This is a genomic window from Armatimonadota bacterium, assembly GCA_022563855.1.
Lineage (GTDB): Bacteria > Armatimonadota > Fimbriimonadia > Fimbriimonadales > Fimbriimonadaceae > JADFMN01.
Window position 1 is genome coordinate 242333 of sequence record JADFMN010000002.1, and the last position, 18733, is coordinate 261065.

The window sequence follows — 18733 nt, forward strand, 5'->3', positions numbered from 1 at the left end:
TGCGACTCAAGACTTGCCGGGAAGATACTCTTCCAGAGTTAACTTCAACGTCGTGGTCATGGATCCAGTCTTGGACGTTTGCTTCATCTCCATGAGACCGATGCCCTTGCCGTAGACCGCTACCTGTTTCATCTCTGTGAGTATGCCGCCCACTTCTACGATGGTTCCCTCGAGCGTTACTTCCAGGACGTCTACGGACTTGCCGTCAAACCTCCTTGACCTGAGCCGCTTCACCTTTCCGATCAGACTCAAATCTGCGAACACGCCCAACACGCGGGTCTTCGCGCGAACGGACCATTTCTCACCGACGTCGGGGCTCTGCAAGATCGTGTAGGGCGCCGGAAGCTTCTCGTATTCGGAAAAGCTAACGACGTCGACGGAGCGTGCCGTCACGGAATAGTAGTTCTTTTCAGTCGTCGAAACGTCGAAAACCGTCACGATCGGAATTGCGATCACTCCGTCGAAGTCAACAGGTTCTTGAACTGTGCTCGTAAAGTGCATCTTGACATCTGACGATACTCCGAGGTATCGCCAAGTCGAGCCCAACTCTAGGGGGAAGTACTCGGACACGTCGAGCGCAGCGCTCGTTTGCGTCGCGAACAGAGCGATCGCTAGGATGCCGAACATTACTCTTCACGCTCCTTCTTCGGTGGTTTTCGGGTGCCGTCGTCGATCAGCTCTACGCGAAAATAGATCGGCGCACCTTGCTTGTTCACGCCCGTCAGCTCGAGCCGTACGATACTCACCCCTTTTGCGTAGTGGATCGTCAAGTTGCGCGCCTTAGGTTGCTGAGCCTCCCCAGCATCGACCTGAACGACCAACGTCGTGTAAGTGCCAGCCTCGACCGTTGTCGATTCGAATCTTGTTGCTCTGCAATCCAAGATTGTCGAAGACTCTATCTCCTCGCCCTCGAGCATAATCGTCATGTCGCTTTTCCATGTCGAACCCACACCGATTGCGCTCGGTAGCTGTAGCGCAGGAGCTTTCAGCGTACCGAGGTCCATTGAGACGTAATAAACTCCGTCAGTTCGCAGCTCGACGACCTCGTCTCCCAAGAGCTTCAGCGCGCCCTTTCTGCGTACTGCAAATCGCGGACTTCCATCGACCAAGCCGAGGTATGTAACGCGCTCCGAACCGGGCTCCGGCTCGTCCTCAGCGTGCGTCCAGACGTTGTACGTCTTCTCGGCATCGCTCAACAGACCCAGGTATGCGACGGCCTCGGTTATCAGACTGGGATCGATGTCTTTAGTGTCTGGGAGCGGTGCGTCGACTGTTACCGCGCCGCCTTTGTCCTGCCCGTCTGTGGCTGCTGACGCATCGTTTTTGTTGCAGGAAATTCCTGCCAGCGAAACTAGCACACACAGCACAAAGAGTTTGATTTTCAACTGATACCTCTAATTCTTTAACGAATGACTTTGCAGTCGGTACGTTGCTACGAAGTTTCCGCTCGGGAGCGCAATCTCCTGTCGCTGTCTGACGAACCCGATGCCAGGGACCCACCAGGTCATTCCTGTAGCACCGTACTGGATCCCTTCGTTCTCCCATGTCGTGAGCGACTCGATTGCAATGGCGGACAGACGACCGACGCCAGTATCGACCTCTTGCACGCCGACGACGCGGCTCTTCACTTGAAAATCGCCAGATCCGCCCGTTGGCCAGCGACCATTGCAATCCTGCTCGTACTCGTCGCCAATTATGATGGGGAGCTTTACAAGCAGCTGCGGCGGCACGAACAGCTCGCCTTCAGCTCCGGCTGTAAGCTGATACAGTCCGCTCGCATCGAGCTTCCAGTCAGATGTCTGTGACAGGGAGCCGGTCGATGCAACACCGATCGTCGCCAATGTCGCGCCGGAGTCCTGCCGAACATCCTGCACGATCAGTTCGGTTTCGATCCTCTGGTTTCCGACAGTTACGCTGTAGACCCACTGATTGCCCTTGGCTAGCGGCATGATCGGCAGGCTGTTCGCTTCTTCAATCGTGAGTACGGCAACTTTAGCGATCCGTTTGGACTCATAACCATCTTTCTTGCCACAGCCGGCCAGCGGCGCGGCGAAGACAAGGGTCAGTAGCGGAATCAGTGAGTATAGTTTCGTTTTCATTTGCGATTTCGAACGGCTTCGTTCAGCAAATTGACGGCGTTTTCGACCAGTTCCTTCGAGGGTACCCCCTCGATCAAAATCTTGCGCTCCCACAGGTCCGACGTGATCTCCGGCGCTGCGATGGCGATGGACTCGACTATGAACAGCAGTTGAAACCCCTTCGGCGGTCGATGCTTGGGTCTAAATAGATTCCAAAAGTTGTCGATCCGATCGGGCTTCTTGTTGTCGTGGCTGTACTTCCACAGCTGCATGCGGCCCTCGTCTGTCAGTTCAATCGCGATATTGCTGAGCCACGTATTTCTGCCTGCAGGATACGTCTTGAAACTTGCCGAGAGCACATGGCTTTCGTTGACCAAGACCTGAGTGTTGCGCAATACCTGGTACGGCTTGAGCTTGAGGAACTCTCGCCGGTCGCTTGAGATGCGGGATTCGAGTGAGAACCGAACGATTTCATGGTCCTCCGAATCCAGGTACTCATCGACCTCTTCCCTGTACTGGCCCTCCAAGTAGCTGTCCGTGGGATCGAATTTTAAGCGAATCCTCTCTTCGTAATCGCGGCAGAACTTCGGGCGATACGGCACCTTGATGACACCGGTCATCGTTCGCGTCTTTCCGCCAATCGGGATGTCCATCTGGATCGGCAGCTCGATGACGATCCCGTCCAGTATCGCGTCCATGTCGATGCTGCCGATCGGGATTCCATCTAGATCGACGTTCAAATTAGAAATCAGCCTGGCCTCCAAATCTTGGTCGCCAGAAAGCGCCTTTTCGATGTCGTCCGCCGTCCAAATGACCTCTCTCGTGGGCAGGTCTGATTCGTTGATTCCGTTGAGCCGCTCGATCAGGCCGCCGAGCGCTACCTCGTCGCCTTGCAGCGTCAGAAGCAGTTCCATAAGTGGTAGCCGGGGCGCGTTTGCCAAGGTCTCGGAGCTTGGGTCCGACCAATCGCCTTCCAGGTCTGAGCCTTCGATCTCCACCAACTTCGCGATCTGATTGGCCACGATTATCTTGTACCCGGCCTCGGGAGCGATGGCGATGATGTTGATCCGACCCGGCGTCACGCTCTTCAGCGTGTATCCGCGAAGCTTGTACGAAACGACCCCCTCGCACGCCCCCCAAATGGCTACGAGGCTAACGAGGACGATTAGCGAAACCTTGACGGCAGGGCGGATTTTCATCGGGCGGGAAACCTGCGACGACAGCACGTGGCGACTACAAGTGATGAACATTGTACCGCTGGCGTAGGTTCCCGGACGGAGTCGGGGTACGATTTGCGCGATGAAGGTTGCGGCGGCGGCGGCGAGCGTGCGCGAGCAGGTAGGAAAGGCAGTTGTTGGGCAGGAGCGGGCTGTCGATTACGTACTGATCGCCTTCCTAGCCGACGGCCATGTTCTCCTGGAGGGCGTGCCGGGGCTGGCAAAGACGCTTCTTGTCCGCACCCTCGCATATGTGCTGGGGCTCGAGTTCAAGAGAATTCAATTCACGCCGGACCTAATGCCGAGCGACGTGATCGGTACCAACGTGTTCGATCAAAAGCGAGTCGAGTTCAAGCTGCGAAAGGGGCCGATCTTCACCTCCGTGCTGCTGGCCGACGAGATCAACCGCACGCCGCCCAAGACGCAGGCCGCCCTGCTCGAAGCGATGGAAGAGCGAAGGGTGACGATCGACGGCGATACGATGGACCTTCCGTTTCCGTTCATCGTCTTCGCAACGCAGAATCCGATCGACTTCGAGGGTACGTACCCGCTGCCAGAGGCGCAACAGGATCGCTTCTTGCTCAAGGTGCTGCTCGACTATCCGCTGCCAGATCAAGAGCAGACGCTCTTGCGCAGATTCCATGCCGGATTTAGATCGCAGACCCTCGAAGACGTGGGGCTGGAGCAGGTGTTCGGCGTGGAAGAGCTGAAGGAGCTGCGGCGCGAATGCGACGCCGTGAGGATCGAGGACAAGATCTTCTCCTACATCTACGAGATCGTTAGCGCAACGCGGTCAAGCAACGATGTGTTAATCGGCGCCAGCCCGCGCGCAGGACTAGCGCTGGTCGCTGGCTCAAAAGCGCTTGCGGCGATGCGGAACCGCGATTTCGTCATACCGGACGACGTCAAGGAGCTGGCACTGCCGGTCATGCGACACCGCGTGCTGATTCGTCCGGAGGTAGAGCTGGAAGGAATGACCGTCGATCAGGTTCTGACTAAGCTCGTCGATGCCCAAGTCGTTCCGAGGTAATCGATGCGAGTTTTGATCCTGCGAAGGCAGGAGTTCGGTGGGATCGCCACCTACACAAATTTGCTCGCGGACGCTCTGCACGATGAAGACGTCGAGGCCGTCGTGGACGACGCCGACGACTGGATTCCGAACAAGACCGGCTGGCGCGTCGATCGAGAGGTCGGCAAAGTACTCAAAGCTGCAGCGCGCGGATTTGATATCGTGCACGCGTTCGGCTATCGAACGGCCTGGGCGTGCAGTGCGGCGTTCTACGTCAGCGAACCGTGGGTCTACACGGCGTACGACATGCCGCGCACGACTCACGTCGAGCTGGTCAAACGACTGAACACCGCCAGAATCGGGCTCTGCTCCAGCCACGCCGTTCGCAATAAACTCGCAGAAGCGTTCGCGCTCAACCTCGAGGTCATCCCGCCCGGTATTCGCGCCAACACGCGAGTTTTGGATAGGCAGGAAAGCCGAGGGATGTACGGCGTATCCGACGACGAGATTCTGATTGTCGCCGCCGGGCGGTTCGTCGAGGAGCGCGGCTTTGAATCTCTCATCGCTGCCGTGCACTCGCTCCCCAAGAACTTCAGGCTCATCCTCTCGGGTCAAGGGCCGCTCGAAGATAGCCTCGTCGCGGCCGCTGGCGATCGGGCGACGGTCACGCACGAACTGTTCAGCCAGCAAGTTGCGATGGCCGCCGCCGACCTTGTGGTTGTGCCGAGCACGAGGGCCGGGTTTAGCTATACGGCGCTCGAGGCGATGCATCAGGGCGTGCCGGTGCTGCTGAAAGGTACTGGCGGACTGCCGGAGATGTACGGGAAGGAGTCGGAGTCCGCCGTGTACTCTGAAGACAGTGATCTTGCAGCGGAAATAGAGCGGTTGCTGGGGGATTCGGAGCAGCTAGACCGGCTTCGCGAACTGGGGAAAGAGCGCGCCGCCAAGCAGTTCGACATCAAGGATTGTGCTGCCAAGCACGCCTCTCGCTATCGACAGATTTTGGGCAAGTAGTGGAAAAAAGTTGAAAATAAGTCCCTAGGTCTGTTGCTATCGATCGTTCCGGTCGTCTACAGTTCTGATAGTGGCAGTCACCACGGATCGGTGGTAACGGAGGACGGAGCACGGATGCTCCTCCCACTATCCCCTCAATTTTCGCCCCAACTACTGTCGTTCGTCGAATTCTATCGACGCTGAGTTGATACAGAACCGCTTGCCGGTCGGCGTCTGTGGGGCATCGTCGAACACGTGCCCCAAATGCCCTCCGCACGCCTTGCACCGCACCTCTGTCCGCAAGCTGCCGGTGCTCCGGTCTTCGAGGAACTCGATCGTCTCCGCGACATTTTCGTAGAAGCTTGGCCAGCCGCAGCCGGAGTCGAACTTCGTCTTCGAATCGAACAGCTTGACCCCGCACCCCGCGCACGAGTAGACGCCGTCGCCCGTGTGGTTCCAGTACTCGCCGGTGAAAGCCGCCTCCGTGCCCGACTCGCGCAATACGTGGTAACGCACCGGGTCGAGCTGCTCGCGCCACTCGTCGTCTGTCTTTACTGTCTCTTGCTCTGACATGGCTGTTGCTTCTTAGCGGATTCTGCCACATCTGCCGCAGCTTCTATCAGGGCGCAAGAGCTTCTCGAAGCAGTTCTACCTGCCGGAATTCGTGATCGAGCATGAGTCCTGCAGACGCGTCGGCGACCAAGTTCATCCGAATCAAGACTATGAGGAGCACGCATGGGACTAGAATCGAAATGGCCGCCCACTGGCCCTTTCTCGCGACGACGTTTGCGTTCCAGGCGACCGGAACTGCGAGGATTGCCAGCAGCACGAGCAGTCCCCAAACCCCAGGCTCGGCGCTAGCACCGTAGTAGATGATAATCGGCAGAGTCAGCAGACACGGCGCCACAGCGCTAGCGACTACCATTGGCCATTTGTCAGGCTTTCTCCAGGAGAATACGAACGTTCCCCAGATAACGGCCAGCGGCAGCAGGAGCACTGGGACGCGAACGGCGAGCACGAAGACGATTACGCTCAATGCGAAACAGATCCATCGTACGACCTTCGTGTATTTCTCGAATATTGCCGCGATGCCCAGCAGGAGCCCGATGACGGTGATTTCAGGTATTCGCCAGTCCCATAGCAGCATATAATCGGAGGCATCAACCCGCTTTGTGGCGACGATCCAGCCCAAGATCAGGAAGCCTGCGAACGGCGCGAATCGGGCGACCCAAGGGTACTCGCCGAGCCGCGCGAGCAGCGGCGCCAAGAAGACCACAACCGTGGAGACGGCAAGCCAGAGAACTGCGTTGACGAACATACGAACATATAGGCCGCCGAGTGCTAGGTTCCAGACGCCCTGGTCGTCGGCGAACAACGTCCGAGGCACGACTCCTGCGGCAAGGTTCTTCGCGGCGGTGAGCGCCGTCAAGTCTTCTGGACGATCTTGCAGAAGCAGATCGCGGGCAGCGAGCCACTCTAGTTCGCTGGGCTTTTCTCCAAGCCTGTAGTCGGGGAGGAATGCGGTGCGGACGATTGATAGGCTGACCAGGTGCAAGATCGCCGTGTCCGCGTTCCTTGACATGGTGACAGATGTTATGGCGATGTCCCCCCTAGCGGTTATCGCGTCCTCGGGCAACCATACGGCCACGTTCTTGAAGAGCGCGTAATGGGGGAGGACGATCGACGAATAGACCACAAGTTCCTCCGTCTTCGTCAGTAAGCGATCCGCTTTCCGCAACTGCTCAATAATCAGCTCGGCTTCGTCAAGCGCGTAGTCGTTATAAGTGGTGCAGTTCTTGGCGCGATGCAACGCCTTTGCTACTGCCTCTAAGTCGTCGGCCAGCGCCCAATTCGCTGCTTCTACGAGCGGCCAGTAGGCGTTGTTCGGCTCGAGGGACGCACCCAATTGCGCGTACGGGATGACCACCTCCGCGAAGTCCAAATCTTTGATCCTGTCTGCGTGACCGTACTGCGGAGACAACGAGAAGGAGAATCGGCTCCAATGTGCCAACGCGTCCGCTCTGGGTGCTGTGCTGTCGACAAAGTCGGTCAGCAGGTCGTGCCTTTTCTTGACGTCGCGAACGAGAAGGATGCGAGCAAGCTCCGCGTCGGCGTCTTCACCCGTGACGCGGTGCGGGCCGATGCTCCAGATGTCACCTTGGCTTGTGATCTGTCTATATGAGGCGGCGGCGATCCACCTCGTCGACGGCAGCAGCGGAACGGCAAGCACGAGGGCGAGGGCGAACCCCGCTGACAGGGCGATCCAGTTTATGCGAGTCCTGTTTTCCATGCCTCTCCCTGGGACGTGTCCTGAGGTCGTCGGACTGGTTCGGTGCGTTGAAGTTGCGCGTAGGCGTCCGCGCCGATGATCGGCGCTGCGTTTTCGGGCACTTCGATCTCGGTGCCGAGGCCGATGAGGAAGAGCAAGAGAAGGACTCCAGCCGCCGCGCCGACCGTCGCGTCGCGGATCGGCTTTTCGATTCGTAACTCGATCGACTCCGGAACAGATGTGTCGCGCAACGATTCGAAGTACTCGCGCAGGGCTTCTTCAGAAGGCGGTCTCACTGTTCGTCCTCCCAAATCTGCTTGAAGGCAGCCTTGGCCGCGTGGATGCGCGAGGCGACCGTGCCCTCGGGGATGTCCAGAGCGTCGGAGATCTCGCGGTGGGTCAGGCCCTCGTACATCGCCAAAGCAAGAACGGCGGAGTGCTTCGGCTTGAGTTGCGCGAGCGCCTCTCGCACCGCGAGGTTGAGTGCGTTGTCCGTTTCGTCCGGCGGCTCAATATCAACTCTGGTCGAGCGCCTGGTTCGGCAGGCGTTCAAGGCCTGGCGTACTGTGATCCGGCGGAGCCACGCTTCGACCGCTGAGCGGTCACGGAGCTGCCGGCGGTCTCGGAAGGCGCGGGCCAGAGTATCTTGGGCGACGTCCTCAGCGAGCTCCGGGTCGCTGACTATGGCCAGCGCGAGGCGGTACACCCGGTCGCGGTACAGCTCGATCGCCCGCACCGCTTGCGAATCTGTATCCGCCTTGCTGCCACAGCCTCGGATAACCTGCTCCTCCATGCCTGCCTCTGATGATAGGACACGGCAGCGGCGGGAATTCTTCATTGAGGCAGGAAAAAAGTCGCCCTCGTATCAAAGTGGGCGACTTCCGTCTTGCTTGCGACCTGCCTCTATTTGGGAACCCTGGCGTTCACGGCGTCCCAATCTACGACCTGGAGGAACGCCTCGATGTATTTCGGTCGCGCGGTTTGGAAGTCGAGGTAGTACGCGTGCTCGTAGACGTCCAAGCCCAGCAGGAGCGTGTGGTTCCAGGTCGGGAAGGTGTCCTGCGAGTCGCCGATGTAGTTGTGGACCTTCTGCTCCTCATGGTCATAGGCAAGGAACGCCCAGCCTCGGGCCGCCATTCCGGTGGCCTTCAAGTCCTCGACCCAGTTCTCGAACGACCCGTACGCCTCGTTGATCAGCGTTGCGACGTCGCCCGTCGCTGGGCCGCCAGAGCCCCCGATGGTGTTGAAGTAGACCTTGTGGTTGATGTACCCGCCGTACGCGAACGCGTAGTTCACCTTCAGGGCGCGCATGTTGCTGTAAATCTGGTTCGCTCCCTCGCCGGCGCCCGCTTTGGCCAGCAGCGTCCTGATCTCGTTCGTCTTGTTCGCGTACCCCTTCCACAAGCCGAGGTGCGCGTCGTGGGTCGCTCGACTGATACCAGCCGATTCCGTGTTGTACACCTTCTCCGGGAGGGCGTCGGGCACAGCTACGAGTTTTGGTTCCATGCGGCAAGCATATCCGGTCGGCAGGGGTGATTGGCGCTAGACCTGGGCAAGCCGTCCAGAAAAGTGCTGATTCAGGTTTTTGAAGAAGTTTTGGAATCGCTCTTCCGATTTCAGCGATTTCCGTAGTAATCTAAGTACATGCGGGAACATCTGATTTCGGCCCTCTGTTCGAGCCCTAAGATTGTTGAACGGTTCTTACGCGTTTTCCCTACTGAAAGGCTCGATGACAGACCGGAATCGGATCGCTTCACTCCTCGCGAGGTCGTCGCGCACATCGCCGACTGGGAGCAGGTCGTGCTCGATCGCGTCCGCGTGGCGAACATGCGGCCAGGGCGCGACGTGCCAGATGAGGACCCAGGTGAGCGGGCTGTGGTCCACCACTACGGCGACAAAGACGTCTTTCACGAAGCGGAGGTTTTTGAGTCTCGGCGCCAGACGACGATGGAGTACTTGGCTCGGCTCGATGACGCGGATTGGGAAAAGACGTTTATCCATCCAGTGCGCGGCGAGATAACGATTCACGGGTACATGGTGGATATCCTCGCGCACGACATGTACCACCTTGAACAGCTTTCTTGCTACTTCGCCAACGAGGTCGCGACGATCAGCTAAGCGAACCGGCTGGCGATCTTTCCGAACGCTCTTGGCCCGGCGTACTCCGCGCTCGGTCCGAGCAACTCTTCTATTCGCAACAGTTCGTTGTACTTCGCGACGCGGTCGGTGCGATTGGGCGCGCCGGTCTTGATCTGTCCGCAGTTCGTCGCGACGGCGAGATGCGCGATGGTCGTGTCCTCGGTCTCGCCGGATCGGTGCGACATGACGCTCGTGTAGCCGTTTCTAGTCGCGAGGTCTACGGCGGCTAGCGTCTCTGTCAGCGTGCCGATCTGATTCACCTTGATGAGGATCGAGTTGGCCGTACCGCTCTCGATTCCGCGCGTCAATCGCTCGACGTTGGTGACGAACAGGTCGTCGCCGACGATCTGCACCCGGTCGCCGATGGCGTCGGTGAGCGCCTTCCAGGCGTCCCAGTCCTCCTCGTCGCAACCGTCCTCGATGCTGATGATCGGGTACTTCTCGCTGAGCTGCGCCAGGTACTCGACCTGCTGCGCGCCGGTCTTCTTGTCACCGTTCTTGTAGACGTAATGACCGTCTTCGTAGAACTCGGACGCCGCAGGGTCGATGGCGAGCCAGAGGTCTTTCCCCGGCTCGTAGCCAGCCTGTTGGATCGCCTCGATCAGATAGTCGAACGCGTGGTCCTGCGAGTCGAGGTTCGGCGCGAAACCGCCCTCGTCGCCGACGCTCGTGCCGAGGCCCTTCTTCTTCAGTACGGACTTCAGAACGTGGAACACCTCGGTTCCCATGCGCAAGGCCTCGCTGAAGCTGTTTGCTCCCACCGGCAGGATCATGAACTCCTGGAAATCGACGTTGGAGTCGGCGTGCTGGCCGCCGTTCAGCACGTTCATCATCGGCACCGGCAGGGTGAACGCGCTCGTGCCGCCGACGTATCGGTAGAGGGGAAGTCCCGACGACTGCGCAGCAGCCTTTGCTACCGCCAGCGAGACGCCGAGGATCGCGTTCGCGCCGAGGTTCGCCTTGTTCGGCGTGCCGTCCATTTCGATCAGGAAACCGTCCAGCTCCTCTTGGTCGAGCGCCTCGAAGTCGAGCAGCGCCGGGCCGATCTTCTCGTTGACGTGCTCGACGGCGTTCAGCACGCCTTTTCCGGCGTACCGCGCCTTGTCGCCGTCGCGAAGTTCGACCGCCTCGAACTGGCCAGTGCTAGCGCCGCTAGGCACCGACGCGCGTCCGAACGAGCCATCGTCGAGAGCGACGTCTACCTCGATGGTCGGGTTTCCACGGCTGTCGAGGATCTCACGGGCGGCGACGTCGATGATGTTGGGCATCGCTGCCAGCATATCAGGGGCGGCTGTCGGGAAACAAGGAAGACCCGGGAAAGCGACCGAGGGTCAGGCTGTCTGTTTGCTGAGCCTCCTCTTCTCAAGCCAGTGGTCGACCGAGATCACGTCGAGGTGTGGCGGGACGACCCAGGCGAACACGAGCAGCACGAGCCGCGGGAAGATGTGGCCGGTGACGTTGAAGAGCGGCTCATGGAGCAGATGGCCGTAGGTGACCACGATGAGGACCAGCCCGAGCAGGACGGACGCTTCGCGCTTGCGGAATCCGAGGCAGATCGCGGCGCCGGCGACAAGCTCGACGACCGGGATCGAAGTCCCGATCGGCCAGAGCAGCCAGGTCGGAATCCAGGTGTCGGCGAAGCTCTCGACGAACATGCGCTGCGCATGGGTGATCGGGCCGAGGTCAAAGCACTTCCACCAGCCGGCCATGAAGAAGATGAGGCCCACCACCCAGCGAACCGTGAAGGTCGCCCAGGCCCAGCCTGCAGCGTTGCTCTGCGTCTCGTTCGTCGTCATAGTGTCCTGTACTTCGATGACGAGCAGAGCCCCCAGTCGATTCGAGATTCTCTTGACAACGCGACAAGGGTGCGGCCGGAGTGCCGCGTACGCTCCTTGCATTTGGCAACAATAGTGTAAGAATACGTCAAGATAGAGCTTAGTAAAGGTTCTAACTGTTCTTTCGTCTGAAACTATGAGGGGCTGAGGATATGTCGTATCATATCGGTTGATCCACGGAGAGAATCCGGGAGTGTCTATGATGAGCGAACTGACGTCATTTGTCCACGAGAGTCTCAAGGAGGGGTGCAGTCGGGATGAGATCAGGAGGGCGCTCGATGCGGCGGGCTGGACCGGCGACGAGGTCGATGCCGCCCTGCAACAGTACTCCGACGTGTCTTTTGCTGTGCCGGTGCCACGGGCGAAGCAGTTCGGGACCGCGAAAGAGGCGTTCCTGTATCTGGCCACGTTCGTCGCTATGTACATGAGCGCGATCGCGCTGGGGGGCTTGGCGATCGCTCTGATCGAGTACCTCGTGCCCAGCCCGGAGGGAAACGAATGGACCGTCGGGCGCGAAGAGCTTTTCTGGTACGTCGCGATGGCGATCGTCGCGCTGCCGATCTATCTGGGCCTGGCGCGCTCGCACCTGCGCGCCTATGCGACCGACGCGGCGCGGCGGGCGTCCGGGGCGCGGCGGTTGATGACCTACCTGACGCTGTTTGTGGCGTTCGTCGTGATGCTGACGCGATTGATCTCCATCGTCCAACAGGCGTTTCTCGGCGAGATGGTGGCGAGCACTCTGCTGAAGTCGCTCGCCGTGATCGCGATCGCCGCAGCGGTGTACTTCTACTACCAGTGGGAGCTGAGGATCGGAGGGCCGACGGCGTCTGAGGAGTAGCCTTTATTGCCTCGATCTTGTCGCTCTGCTCCGTACCGCCGAGGCATCTAAATCCCTCCCCCGGCCACGGAAATTCTTCTTGATCGTGGTCTCTGGCGAACAGGGACGGGTTGCTTGGGTGCCTTGAACTGTGGTCGGCGCAATGTTGTGAACCGCGGGCATCAGAACAACAGTGGCGCGGAGGGGAGCGATTCAATTCTCCAGCCCACTAGGTTTCTCGATGCCCGGATCAAAACGAAACTGTTATCTAGAGCACTAGGACGTGTCGAACATGAGCAGGAGATCGCTAGGCCTGATGTAATTGGCCTATTTGCCCTGCTCCATGCCAATCGAAACAGCCTTGACAGGTGCCTTCGGAAAAGGTACGATCAAGTCAACGAAGGCCCTGTAACTGCAGGTTGCGACTTTGACGACAATCAGGCTTTTCAAAAGAGTCGAAGAAGGCAAACACACATGAATGTTATTGTTACTTGGATGTACTGTTCACCTATCAACGAAAGCATTCTTCACGCCCAAGTCGGCAAAGAATCCGGAACTCAAAGAACCCAAGACTATTATTGGAGATGTGTTTTCCTGCTATTTGAAAGCAGTGCGAGGCTCAATCCAAACGCGCGCCATATTCTCTTCGTCAACAAGAGTCCGCCGAGAACAATAGATGGAATAAGTTTAGATAAACTGAGTAGCCAGTATAACATTGAGGTGATCAAACTTCAAAGTATTACCAAATCACCGTCCGACTATTATCATGCTTGGAACACACAATTTATCGTACTTGACGTGCTAGACCAACTAAAGGAAGAAGTTGGTGGCAGTGATAATATATTCATTCTAGACAGCGATATTATTTTCAATGAAGCCATAAGTAATGAGTTAATGAATGATATAGAGTCTCACAAGGCGTTGCTGTATTCTATCGACTACAGCCGGAATCATGATATAAATGGCTTGACTCGTGTGGAATTGCTGGAGATATCTAAAGAAATGAACAGTGGATTTCCAGTCGACGACTTTGTATACTCTGGGGGAGAGCTTATATGTTGTCGTGGTAGCGAGATATCTATAATTGCGGACATGGGGCGCAAAGCTTATTTGACGTCTTTAGAGAGACATCGTGAAGGCCGTGCAAAATTCAACGAGGAAGCCCATCTTTTAAGTTATGTTTATCATACTCTCGGCTATCAGCCGTATACGGCAAACAAGTACGTCAAAAGGATATGGACGGATAGATCCGCTTATTACAATATTGATGGAAGTGAATGCGACTTAGTTATGTGGCATTTGCCTGCCGAAAAGAAAGCAGGCTTTCTGAAAGTATTTCGATCATTCAGAGAAGTGGATTCTACTTTGAAGCTTACTGCGAAGAACTTTGCTCGGTCATATGGGATTGAGGAATCCATATCATCGAAATTGCTTCGGTATCTGAAGACGTGTGCTAGGGGCGCAAATCGTTTGCTACACAGGCTGACAAGGCGTCGTGCCTGACCAGTGGTTCGCAGGCTGTTCGTCACGGCAGGCGAGCTCTATCGTTCTGTGGACGTTAGAGAGAAGTTGTCCTTGCCAGCAACTACGGCGAGCACTGCGAGCGAGGCGCTGAGTACGAGCCAGATCCGTCGTTCGACCTTAGGTCGTACGGACACGGCTTACCGAGAGTTGCCGCGACTTTGTGTGGTCTCGGCAGCGTCCTTATCCTTCTTTCTACCGAGGAATCGAAGTGTTACTCCCTATTACCATCTTTGTGGTGCCGTCGGTACGAATGCCATAACATCTGTAAATGATTCCAGTCGTAGTAGAGCCGCAAGAGATGCCGACGAATTCGCCTTCGCTCGCCTGCGCCGGAGAGGGATTCAGGAACTGGCCAAGGACGAGGCCGAGCAGGAATAGCACGCTGGCCGCAAGGATGCTGATCACTGTGATGCGTTTCATAGCCATAGTAGGACGACCATACCCTTGTCGCTGGGACGGGTTTCTCCTGGGGCTGGACCGTTCATCCCTTGGGCTGGCCCAGCGGTTCCTGAGTCTAGCGGAACCAGACCCCGGACTAGCTCACCCGTTCCCGGGTCCAGCTCACCTAGGCCCTGTCCGGCCGTTCTCCCCAGGGCTTGGAAGAGCCGGTCTCAGTGAGATCCGCGTCGTCGCATTGTCGAGACTTTGTATGCTGCGGCGACCACGATGCCGAACACGACGACGAAGATCGACGTTGTGACTCTGCCCGACGATCTGTCCTTCGTTGGAGCATCCAGCTCGAACTCATAGATCGTCGAGAACTGGCCATCCGCGTCGACCGTGCGGATGCGGGGAAGTATCCCTCTGTCACTAATGCCCGTGCTTTCGAACACGGTGAGGACGCCGTCCCGATAGGCGAGGCCCTCCGGCGCCCACGGAAACTCCGACTTCAGGTGTGTCGTGATGACGCCGTTGGGTGAAACTTCGAGCACGCGGCGGTGGTTCCAGTCGGCGATGAACACGCGACCGTCCTGTGCGACAGCCATGTCGAACTTGATCGTGCTCCCCTTCATCACTTCCTGTTTGAAAGGGAAGTCGCGCAGCCCACTGGTCAGTTCACGGGTCGATCCGTCGGTCTCGTACACGAAGACGCTCGTGCTGGCCAGCACGTAGACTTCTCCATCTGGCCCCCACGCGAGCTTGTCGATTCTCTTGTCGCCCGCGATCGCGGTCAGGGTCGTTTCCTTTCCGTTTACTGAGAGCCGCTTGAGGTCTTTGCCGTCCGCGAAGACGATTGTTCCATCGAGGTCTACAAGATAGGCGCCTCCGCCGTAAGGTCTGCGCCCGCTCCTTTCGCCGTGCATCAGGGTCGTCGTGCCGTCTCGGGCCAGTCGGTGGATGCGGGTGAGGAAAGCGTCCTCCCCGTCGCGCAGCCCCAGGTAGTTGCGCTCTGCGATATACAGGTGCCCGTCCAGCCCGAGAGTCAGGTGCAGGTTGCTGCTTTGGTACTGCGACTTGTAGACGAGTTTTTCTTCGTGTCGTCCGGTTACCTTGAATACGGCGGCGTAATGCCCTGGCCCTTCGATCGGATCCATCGCGACGAAGTAGACGTCGCCGTTCTTGTCGACCACGACCCCGTCGCCCGGATGCCCAACGGCGAACGCAGCGAGCGACGCGATGACTGCGACCCAGACCCGTCTTGCCACTCTGGTTGCTACGCATACGGCTGTTCGTAAGTTGCCGAGGCACCAACATTCGCAGATCTGAGGGATAATGAAGGAGGAGGGAAGACGATGATTCGAAGAACATGTTTCTTGGGTACGGGGGATCGAAGTGTTCACATGGTTGTGGCAATCGTGTTGCTGGTTCTCGTCGTTACAGGAACGGCCTGCGAAAGCGAGCAGACTGAGTCAGTCGCTACACCGAATGTCGAGCCGACCGTCTCCGTGACGGTCAGGGAGTTTGCGTTTGAAGCGAACGGAGATAAGGCTGTGCTCTCGGTGATCAGTGCCGGGGATCTTGGCGTCCTTGAAATCGGTTTTGGAGAAGACAAGTTCGATCTTATGGGCTGGAATCTTGCGGACGGCTCGGGTTACGACACCATGTTGATGATCGTGACAGAAGAAGGAGAGGAGGCTCCAGACCTCTCTATGAGAGACATGTACTTTGGCGAACGGTACTCCAAGGGTCACACGTTCTTTGGAAACGTTGTTGATGCAGAGGGGTTTTGGATGCGTATGCTCGGCGGATTTGATCTAGGATTCCTCGTCAGGTGGCCTGCCTTGGCGATGACATACGAGTCGGAGCGTGAGATCATGATAAGTGAAGGCGACAAGCGTCTGCGGATCAGCGCAAAGTTCGACGGAGAGGATTTCGACCGCAGAACCTTGACCGAGCTAAGGCTGGAGCAAGACATGGGAGACGGGGAAGTGATAATTTCTACCCTTAGGTTCTTGGGCGAGTCTTCTAGCGAGGAGTTGGTCAGCCGGTTTGAGTTTCCGGAGAACGAGGACGACCGCTGGCTCGACGTCAACTCGTTCGAAGAAATGCCTGACCCGAGAACGGGCGGATAGCTGTGAGCCGGATTTCTATGGCCGTCTGCCTGGTCGCGTTTCTCCTGGGGCTGGACCGTTCATCCCTCGGACTGGCCCAGCGGTTCCTGGGTCTAGCTGAACCAGACTTCTGACCAGCTCACCCATTTCCCGGTCCAGTCGCTCCATTCCCGTGATTTTAAACCTAAAATGGGGCGTTCCACTCCTTCGGAAGGGCCGACCTCCAGTCTTGGAGGCCCAAAGCCACTCCCGAACAGCCCGTTCGCAACCTCGAACCCCGGCTCCGCACCCCCGCGCCCCTCACCGTCCCCTCCGCCGGAAACGTGGTTTACAGTAGGCCCACAGTTGTTCTCGATAAAGCACCAGCGCATTTCGTGCATGGAAAGGAACGGGCTAGGTGCACGCACCCTTTAAGCTCCACTTTGCGCGCGGGGATCCCCTGGCAGCTCTAGTTTCGTGATACAAAAATAAGCTTCGCCATCGGCGATTTTTTCCGTTATGCCGCACTCGTTGCGCATTTGCTTTACGAGTGAGAGCATTTCTGTCTTGTACGGCCCCTCTTGACTAGCTCTCATCAGGCTGTTTACTGCCTTGACGACTTCTACAGAGCCAGTTAGCAGTAGTTGGATTCTATACTTCCGTAGGGTGTCTTCCTCTTCAGGCGACCGCAGTTCAGGTTTCTTTGTCAGAAGGCAAAGAAACGCGCCGTAGTCCTTCTTTCTTTGCTCAATGAGCCGTGCTTTTCTCTCTTTCGCTGCACTCAAGACGTACGTCACGACGGCCCATACAATGCCGAACACTGCGACATGGGGCCCGGGGTTGCTTGGATCGTAGTCAAATGAACTGACTAACCACAGGGCTGATATTGCCGCTACTACAAGCGTTAGTATGATTCCCCAGTGCTGCTTCATGTCGATAGTATGAGGCCTCTGTGAGTAAGTTACCTATCCTCCTTTATTGTTTGACTTCTTCTCGGTCTCGGCCAAGAACAGTAGCGCGCATCCAGAGACCGAAAGCAGGATTGCGCTCGCCCAATTGAACGGCGGCCAATCAGAGCGATCCATACTCCCTAGTGCCTGCACTGCAGCGCTCGCGATGAGCAGCCAGGCCAGCGCGATGAGTCCGGGGATTTGGTTGAACAGTTGCCACGCGTTGAGGGCACAGGCTCCGACAACGACCCATTTGAGTGCAAGGAAGAAGCCGTAAGGAGGATCGCCGTAAATGGCGACCACCAGCATGATGATAGCGACGATATTCAGGAGTGGTAGTCCGCTCTTGATGCTCAAGTTACGGAAGTACGATCGTAACGCATTCATCAGCCAATCTTGATTTTCAGCCTGCCGTAGTTCTCATAGTCTACGACTCGACCGTCTTGAAACTTAACCTCAGAGGCCCCATAGTGAAAGGTCTTCCTGTTGCCGGAGCGTGTGATCCGCGATGGCGTGCCTTGGACGGCTAAGACATCATCCTCGGTTGAGCCGAGAGTGAAGTAGCCGCTAGGTACGTTGCGTGGGATCTCCGGCTCGGCGACCTCTACATCATTCCTTTGCTTCTGCGAGGCTGCGTTTCCTTTGGTAGATACGGCTGACGACTCATCACTGGATGTTGCTTCATAGATCTCTTGACTTCGAGACTCCGGGAGGTCGGTATCGTCAGGTTGTGATGTTGGAATCTTGAAAGGAGGAGGCGTCTCTCGAAAACTGCCCGATGATCCTGGTGATCTATTAGCATTTAGCGTTTCACTGGTGGAATCAGGAAGAAAGCCGCTAAAGTTTCGTGAGGAATCCCGGCCATATGAACTGTCACTACCGAAGGATGCAACGGGTGCAGATCCTTCACGGTTTGCTACTGCGACGCCGATGAAGATCACACCGATCGTGCAGACAAACGCCTTGACGGAAACGGGGATCATCCCGAACCATGACTTGCTAACCACTGGCTGATCACTGGTCCACTGGCGATCAGTCGCTTCATCTACCTGAGATGCCGCAAAAACGTCCTCATCTTCACTCTGAGGCGCTTCTTCCTCGACATCATCGTAAGATGCGTGTGTTTCCTCTTTATAGTCTTCGCGGTGTGAATCGGTTTCGTCAAACTCGTGACCGCTTGCGGCTACACCCCAGTTTGCCCATGTCCATGGCTCATAGTCTTGCAAAAGGTCGTACGCTTGATTCACTCGCTGCATCTGTTCGAGCGCATCGTCTTTGACTGCTGAGTCAGCAGACGCATACTTATCGGGATGCCATTTTAAAGCCTCGCGCCTGAAAGCAGACTTTGCCTCCTCCTCAGTGCAGCCTCGCTCTAGGGACAAAACCCGTAGCGACCAATCAACGTTCATTCTCGGTTCTCCTCCGATCTTT

The 18733-nt window shown here is 57.3% G+C and carries 22 protein-coding genes; 6 read left to right on the forward strand and 16 right to left on the reverse strand.

Annotated features, from left to right (window positions below):
• Positions 1 to 6 precede the first annotated feature (6 nt).
• Genes IH944_03530 through IH944_03545 form a run of 4 tightly spaced genes read right to left on the reverse strand, consistent with a single transcriptional unit; the run spans position 7 to position 3277 of the window.
• Positions 7 to 627, reverse strand: coding sequence for a hypothetical protein (locus IH944_03530; protein ID MCH7903620.1), 621 nt, complete (start codon positions 625 to 627; stop codon positions 7 to 9).
• Positions 627 to 1385, reverse strand: a complete 759-nt coding sequence (locus tag IH944_03535) for a hypothetical protein (protein ID MCH7903621.1) — start codon at positions 1383 to 1385, stop codon at positions 627 to 629. The genes IH944_03530 and IH944_03535 overlap by 1 nt, the downstream gene beginning before the upstream one ends.
• Before the next feature lie 9 nt (positions 1386 to 1394).
• Positions 1395 to 2099 carry a hypothetical protein gene (locus tag IH944_03540; GenBank protein ID MCH7903622.1) on the reverse strand — a complete coding sequence of 235 codons (705 nt, stop codon included), beginning with the start codon at positions 2097 to 2099 and terminating at the stop codon, positions 1395 to 1397.
• Entirely contained in the window at positions 2096 to 3277 is a 1182-nt protein-coding gene (locus IH944_03545) for a hypothetical protein (GenBank protein ID MCH7903623.1), read from the reverse strand. Before IH944_03545 ends, IH944_03540 begins: the two co-directional genes overlap by 4 nt.
• A 100-nt stretch (positions 3278 to 3377) precedes the next feature.
• On the opposite strand from IH944_03545, the gene IH944_03550 reads away from it, so the two are divergent.
• Positions 3378 to 4325: a MoxR family ATPase gene (locus tag IH944_03550; protein ID MCH7903624.1), complete on the forward strand. Its 948-nt coding sequence runs from the start codon at positions 3378 to 3380 to the stop codon at positions 4323 to 4325.
• Between the two features lie 3 nt (positions 4326 to 4328).
• Complete coding sequence (locus IH944_03555; GenBank protein MCH7903625.1) at positions 4329 to 5318, forward strand: glycosyltransferase family 4 protein; 990 nt, start codon at positions 4329 to 4331, stop codon at positions 5316 to 5318.
• Positions 5319 to 5468: 150 nt separating this feature from the next.
• Here the strand turns inward: IH944_03555 and msrB are convergent, their stop codons facing one another.
• The 5 genes from msrB to IH944_03580 all read right to left on the reverse strand — a co-directional run bounded on the left by msrB (position 5469) and on the right by IH944_03580 (position 9072).
• Complete coding sequence (gene msrB / locus IH944_03560; protein ID MCH7903626.1) at positions 5469 to 5870, reverse strand: peptide-methionine (R)-S-oxide reductase MsrB; 402 nt, start codon at positions 5868 to 5870, stop codon at positions 5469 to 5471.
• Between the two features lie 46 nt (positions 5871 to 5916).
• A complete protein-coding gene (locus tag IH944_03565) occupies positions 5917 to 7587 on the reverse strand; it encodes a hypothetical protein (protein ID MCH7903627.1) in 1671 nt (556 codons plus the stop codon).
• Complete coding sequence (locus IH944_03570) at positions 7566 to 7862, reverse strand: hypothetical protein (protein ID MCH7903628.1); 297 nt, start codon at positions 7860 to 7862, stop codon at positions 7566 to 7568. The genes IH944_03565 and IH944_03570 overlap by 22 nt, the downstream gene beginning before the upstream one ends.
• Positions 7859 to 8359: an RNA polymerase sigma factor gene (locus IH944_03575; GenBank protein ID MCH7903629.1), complete on the reverse strand. Its 501-nt coding sequence runs from the start codon at positions 8357 to 8359 to the stop codon at positions 7859 to 7861. Before IH944_03575 ends, IH944_03570 begins: the two co-directional genes overlap by 4 nt.
• Before the next feature lie 110 nt (positions 8360 to 8469).
• Positions 8470 to 9072 carry a superoxide dismutase gene (locus tag IH944_03580; protein MCH7903630.1) on the reverse strand — a complete coding sequence of 201 codons (603 nt, stop codon included), beginning with the start codon at positions 9070 to 9072 and terminating at the stop codon, positions 8470 to 8472.
• A gap of 138 nt (positions 9073 to 9210) precedes the next feature.
• Here IH944_03580 and IH944_03585 point away from each other — a divergent pair, with 138 nt between their 5' ends.
• Entirely contained in the window at positions 9211 to 9684 is a 474-nt protein-coding gene (locus IH944_03585) for a DinB family protein (protein ID MCH7903631.1), read from the forward strand.
• Here the strand turns inward: IH944_03585 and eno are convergent.
• Both eno and IH944_03595 read right to left on the reverse strand, forming a co-directional pair.
• Positions 9681 to 10973, reverse strand: coding sequence for a phosphopyruvate hydratase (gene eno / locus IH944_03590; protein MCH7903632.1), 1293 nt, complete (start codon positions 10971 to 10973; stop codon positions 9681 to 9683). The two genes, IH944_03585 and eno, sit on opposite strands and share 4 nt — an antisense overlap.
• A gap of 63 nt (positions 10974 to 11036) precedes the next feature.
• Positions 11037 to 11603, reverse strand: a complete 567-nt coding sequence (locus IH944_03595; protein MCH7903633.1) for a DoxX family membrane protein — start codon at positions 11601 to 11603, stop codon at positions 11037 to 11039.
• A gap of 136 nt (positions 11604 to 11739) precedes the next feature.
• Here IH944_03595 and IH944_03600 point away from each other — a divergent pair, with 136 nt between their 5' ends.
• Positions 11740 to 12378: a hypothetical protein gene (locus tag IH944_03600; protein MCH7903634.1), complete on the forward strand. Its 639-nt coding sequence runs from the start codon at positions 11740 to 11742 to the stop codon at positions 12376 to 12378.
• A 453-nt stretch (positions 12379 to 12831) separates the two neighbouring features.
• A complete protein-coding gene (locus IH944_03605) occupies positions 12832 to 13860 on the forward strand; it encodes a hypothetical protein (protein MCH7903635.1) in 1029 nt (342 codons plus the stop codon).
• Between the two features lie 213 nt (positions 13861 to 14073).
• On the opposite strand, the gene IH944_03610 is transcribed toward IH944_03605, so the two are convergent.
• Positions 14074 to 14301: a hypothetical protein gene (locus tag IH944_03610; GenBank protein MCH7903636.1), complete on the reverse strand. Its 228-nt coding sequence runs from the start codon at positions 14299 to 14301 to the stop codon at positions 14074 to 14076.
• 191 nt (positions 14302 to 14492) lie between these two features.
• Positions 14493 to 15527: a hypothetical protein gene (locus IH944_03615; GenBank protein ID MCH7903637.1), complete on the reverse strand. Its 1035-nt coding sequence runs from the start codon at positions 15525 to 15527 to the stop codon at positions 14493 to 14495.
• A gap of 87 nt (positions 15528 to 15614) precedes the next feature.
• Between IH944_03615 and IH944_03620 the strand changes: the two genes are divergently transcribed.
• Positions 15615 to 16394: a hypothetical protein gene (locus IH944_03620; GenBank protein MCH7903638.1), complete on the forward strand. Its 780-nt coding sequence runs from the start codon at positions 15615 to 15617 to the stop codon at positions 16392 to 16394.
• A 389-nt stretch (positions 16395 to 16783) separates the two neighbouring features.
• Here the strand turns inward: IH944_03620 and IH944_03625 are convergent, their stop codons facing one another.
• The 3 genes from IH944_03625 to IH944_03635 are packed head-to-tail and all read right to left on the reverse strand — an operon-like array spanning position 16784 to position 18711.
• Complete coding sequence (locus IH944_03625) at positions 16784 to 17284, reverse strand: hypothetical protein (protein ID MCH7903639.1); 501 nt, start codon at positions 17282 to 17284, stop codon at positions 16784 to 16786.
• Between the two features lie 33 nt (positions 17285 to 17317).
• The gene (locus tag IH944_03630) at positions 17318 to 17689 is read right to left on the reverse strand and encodes a hypothetical protein (GenBank protein ID MCH7903640.1); all 372 of its coding nucleotides are present in this window, start codon (positions 17687 to 17689) and stop codon (positions 17318 to 17320) included.
• Complete coding sequence (locus IH944_03635) at positions 17689 to 18711, reverse strand: DnaJ domain-containing protein (GenBank protein ID MCH7903641.1); 1023 nt, start codon at positions 18709 to 18711, stop codon at positions 17689 to 17691. Before IH944_03635 ends, IH944_03630 begins: the two co-directional genes overlap by 1 nt.
• Positions 18712 to 18733 lie beyond the last annotated feature (22 nt).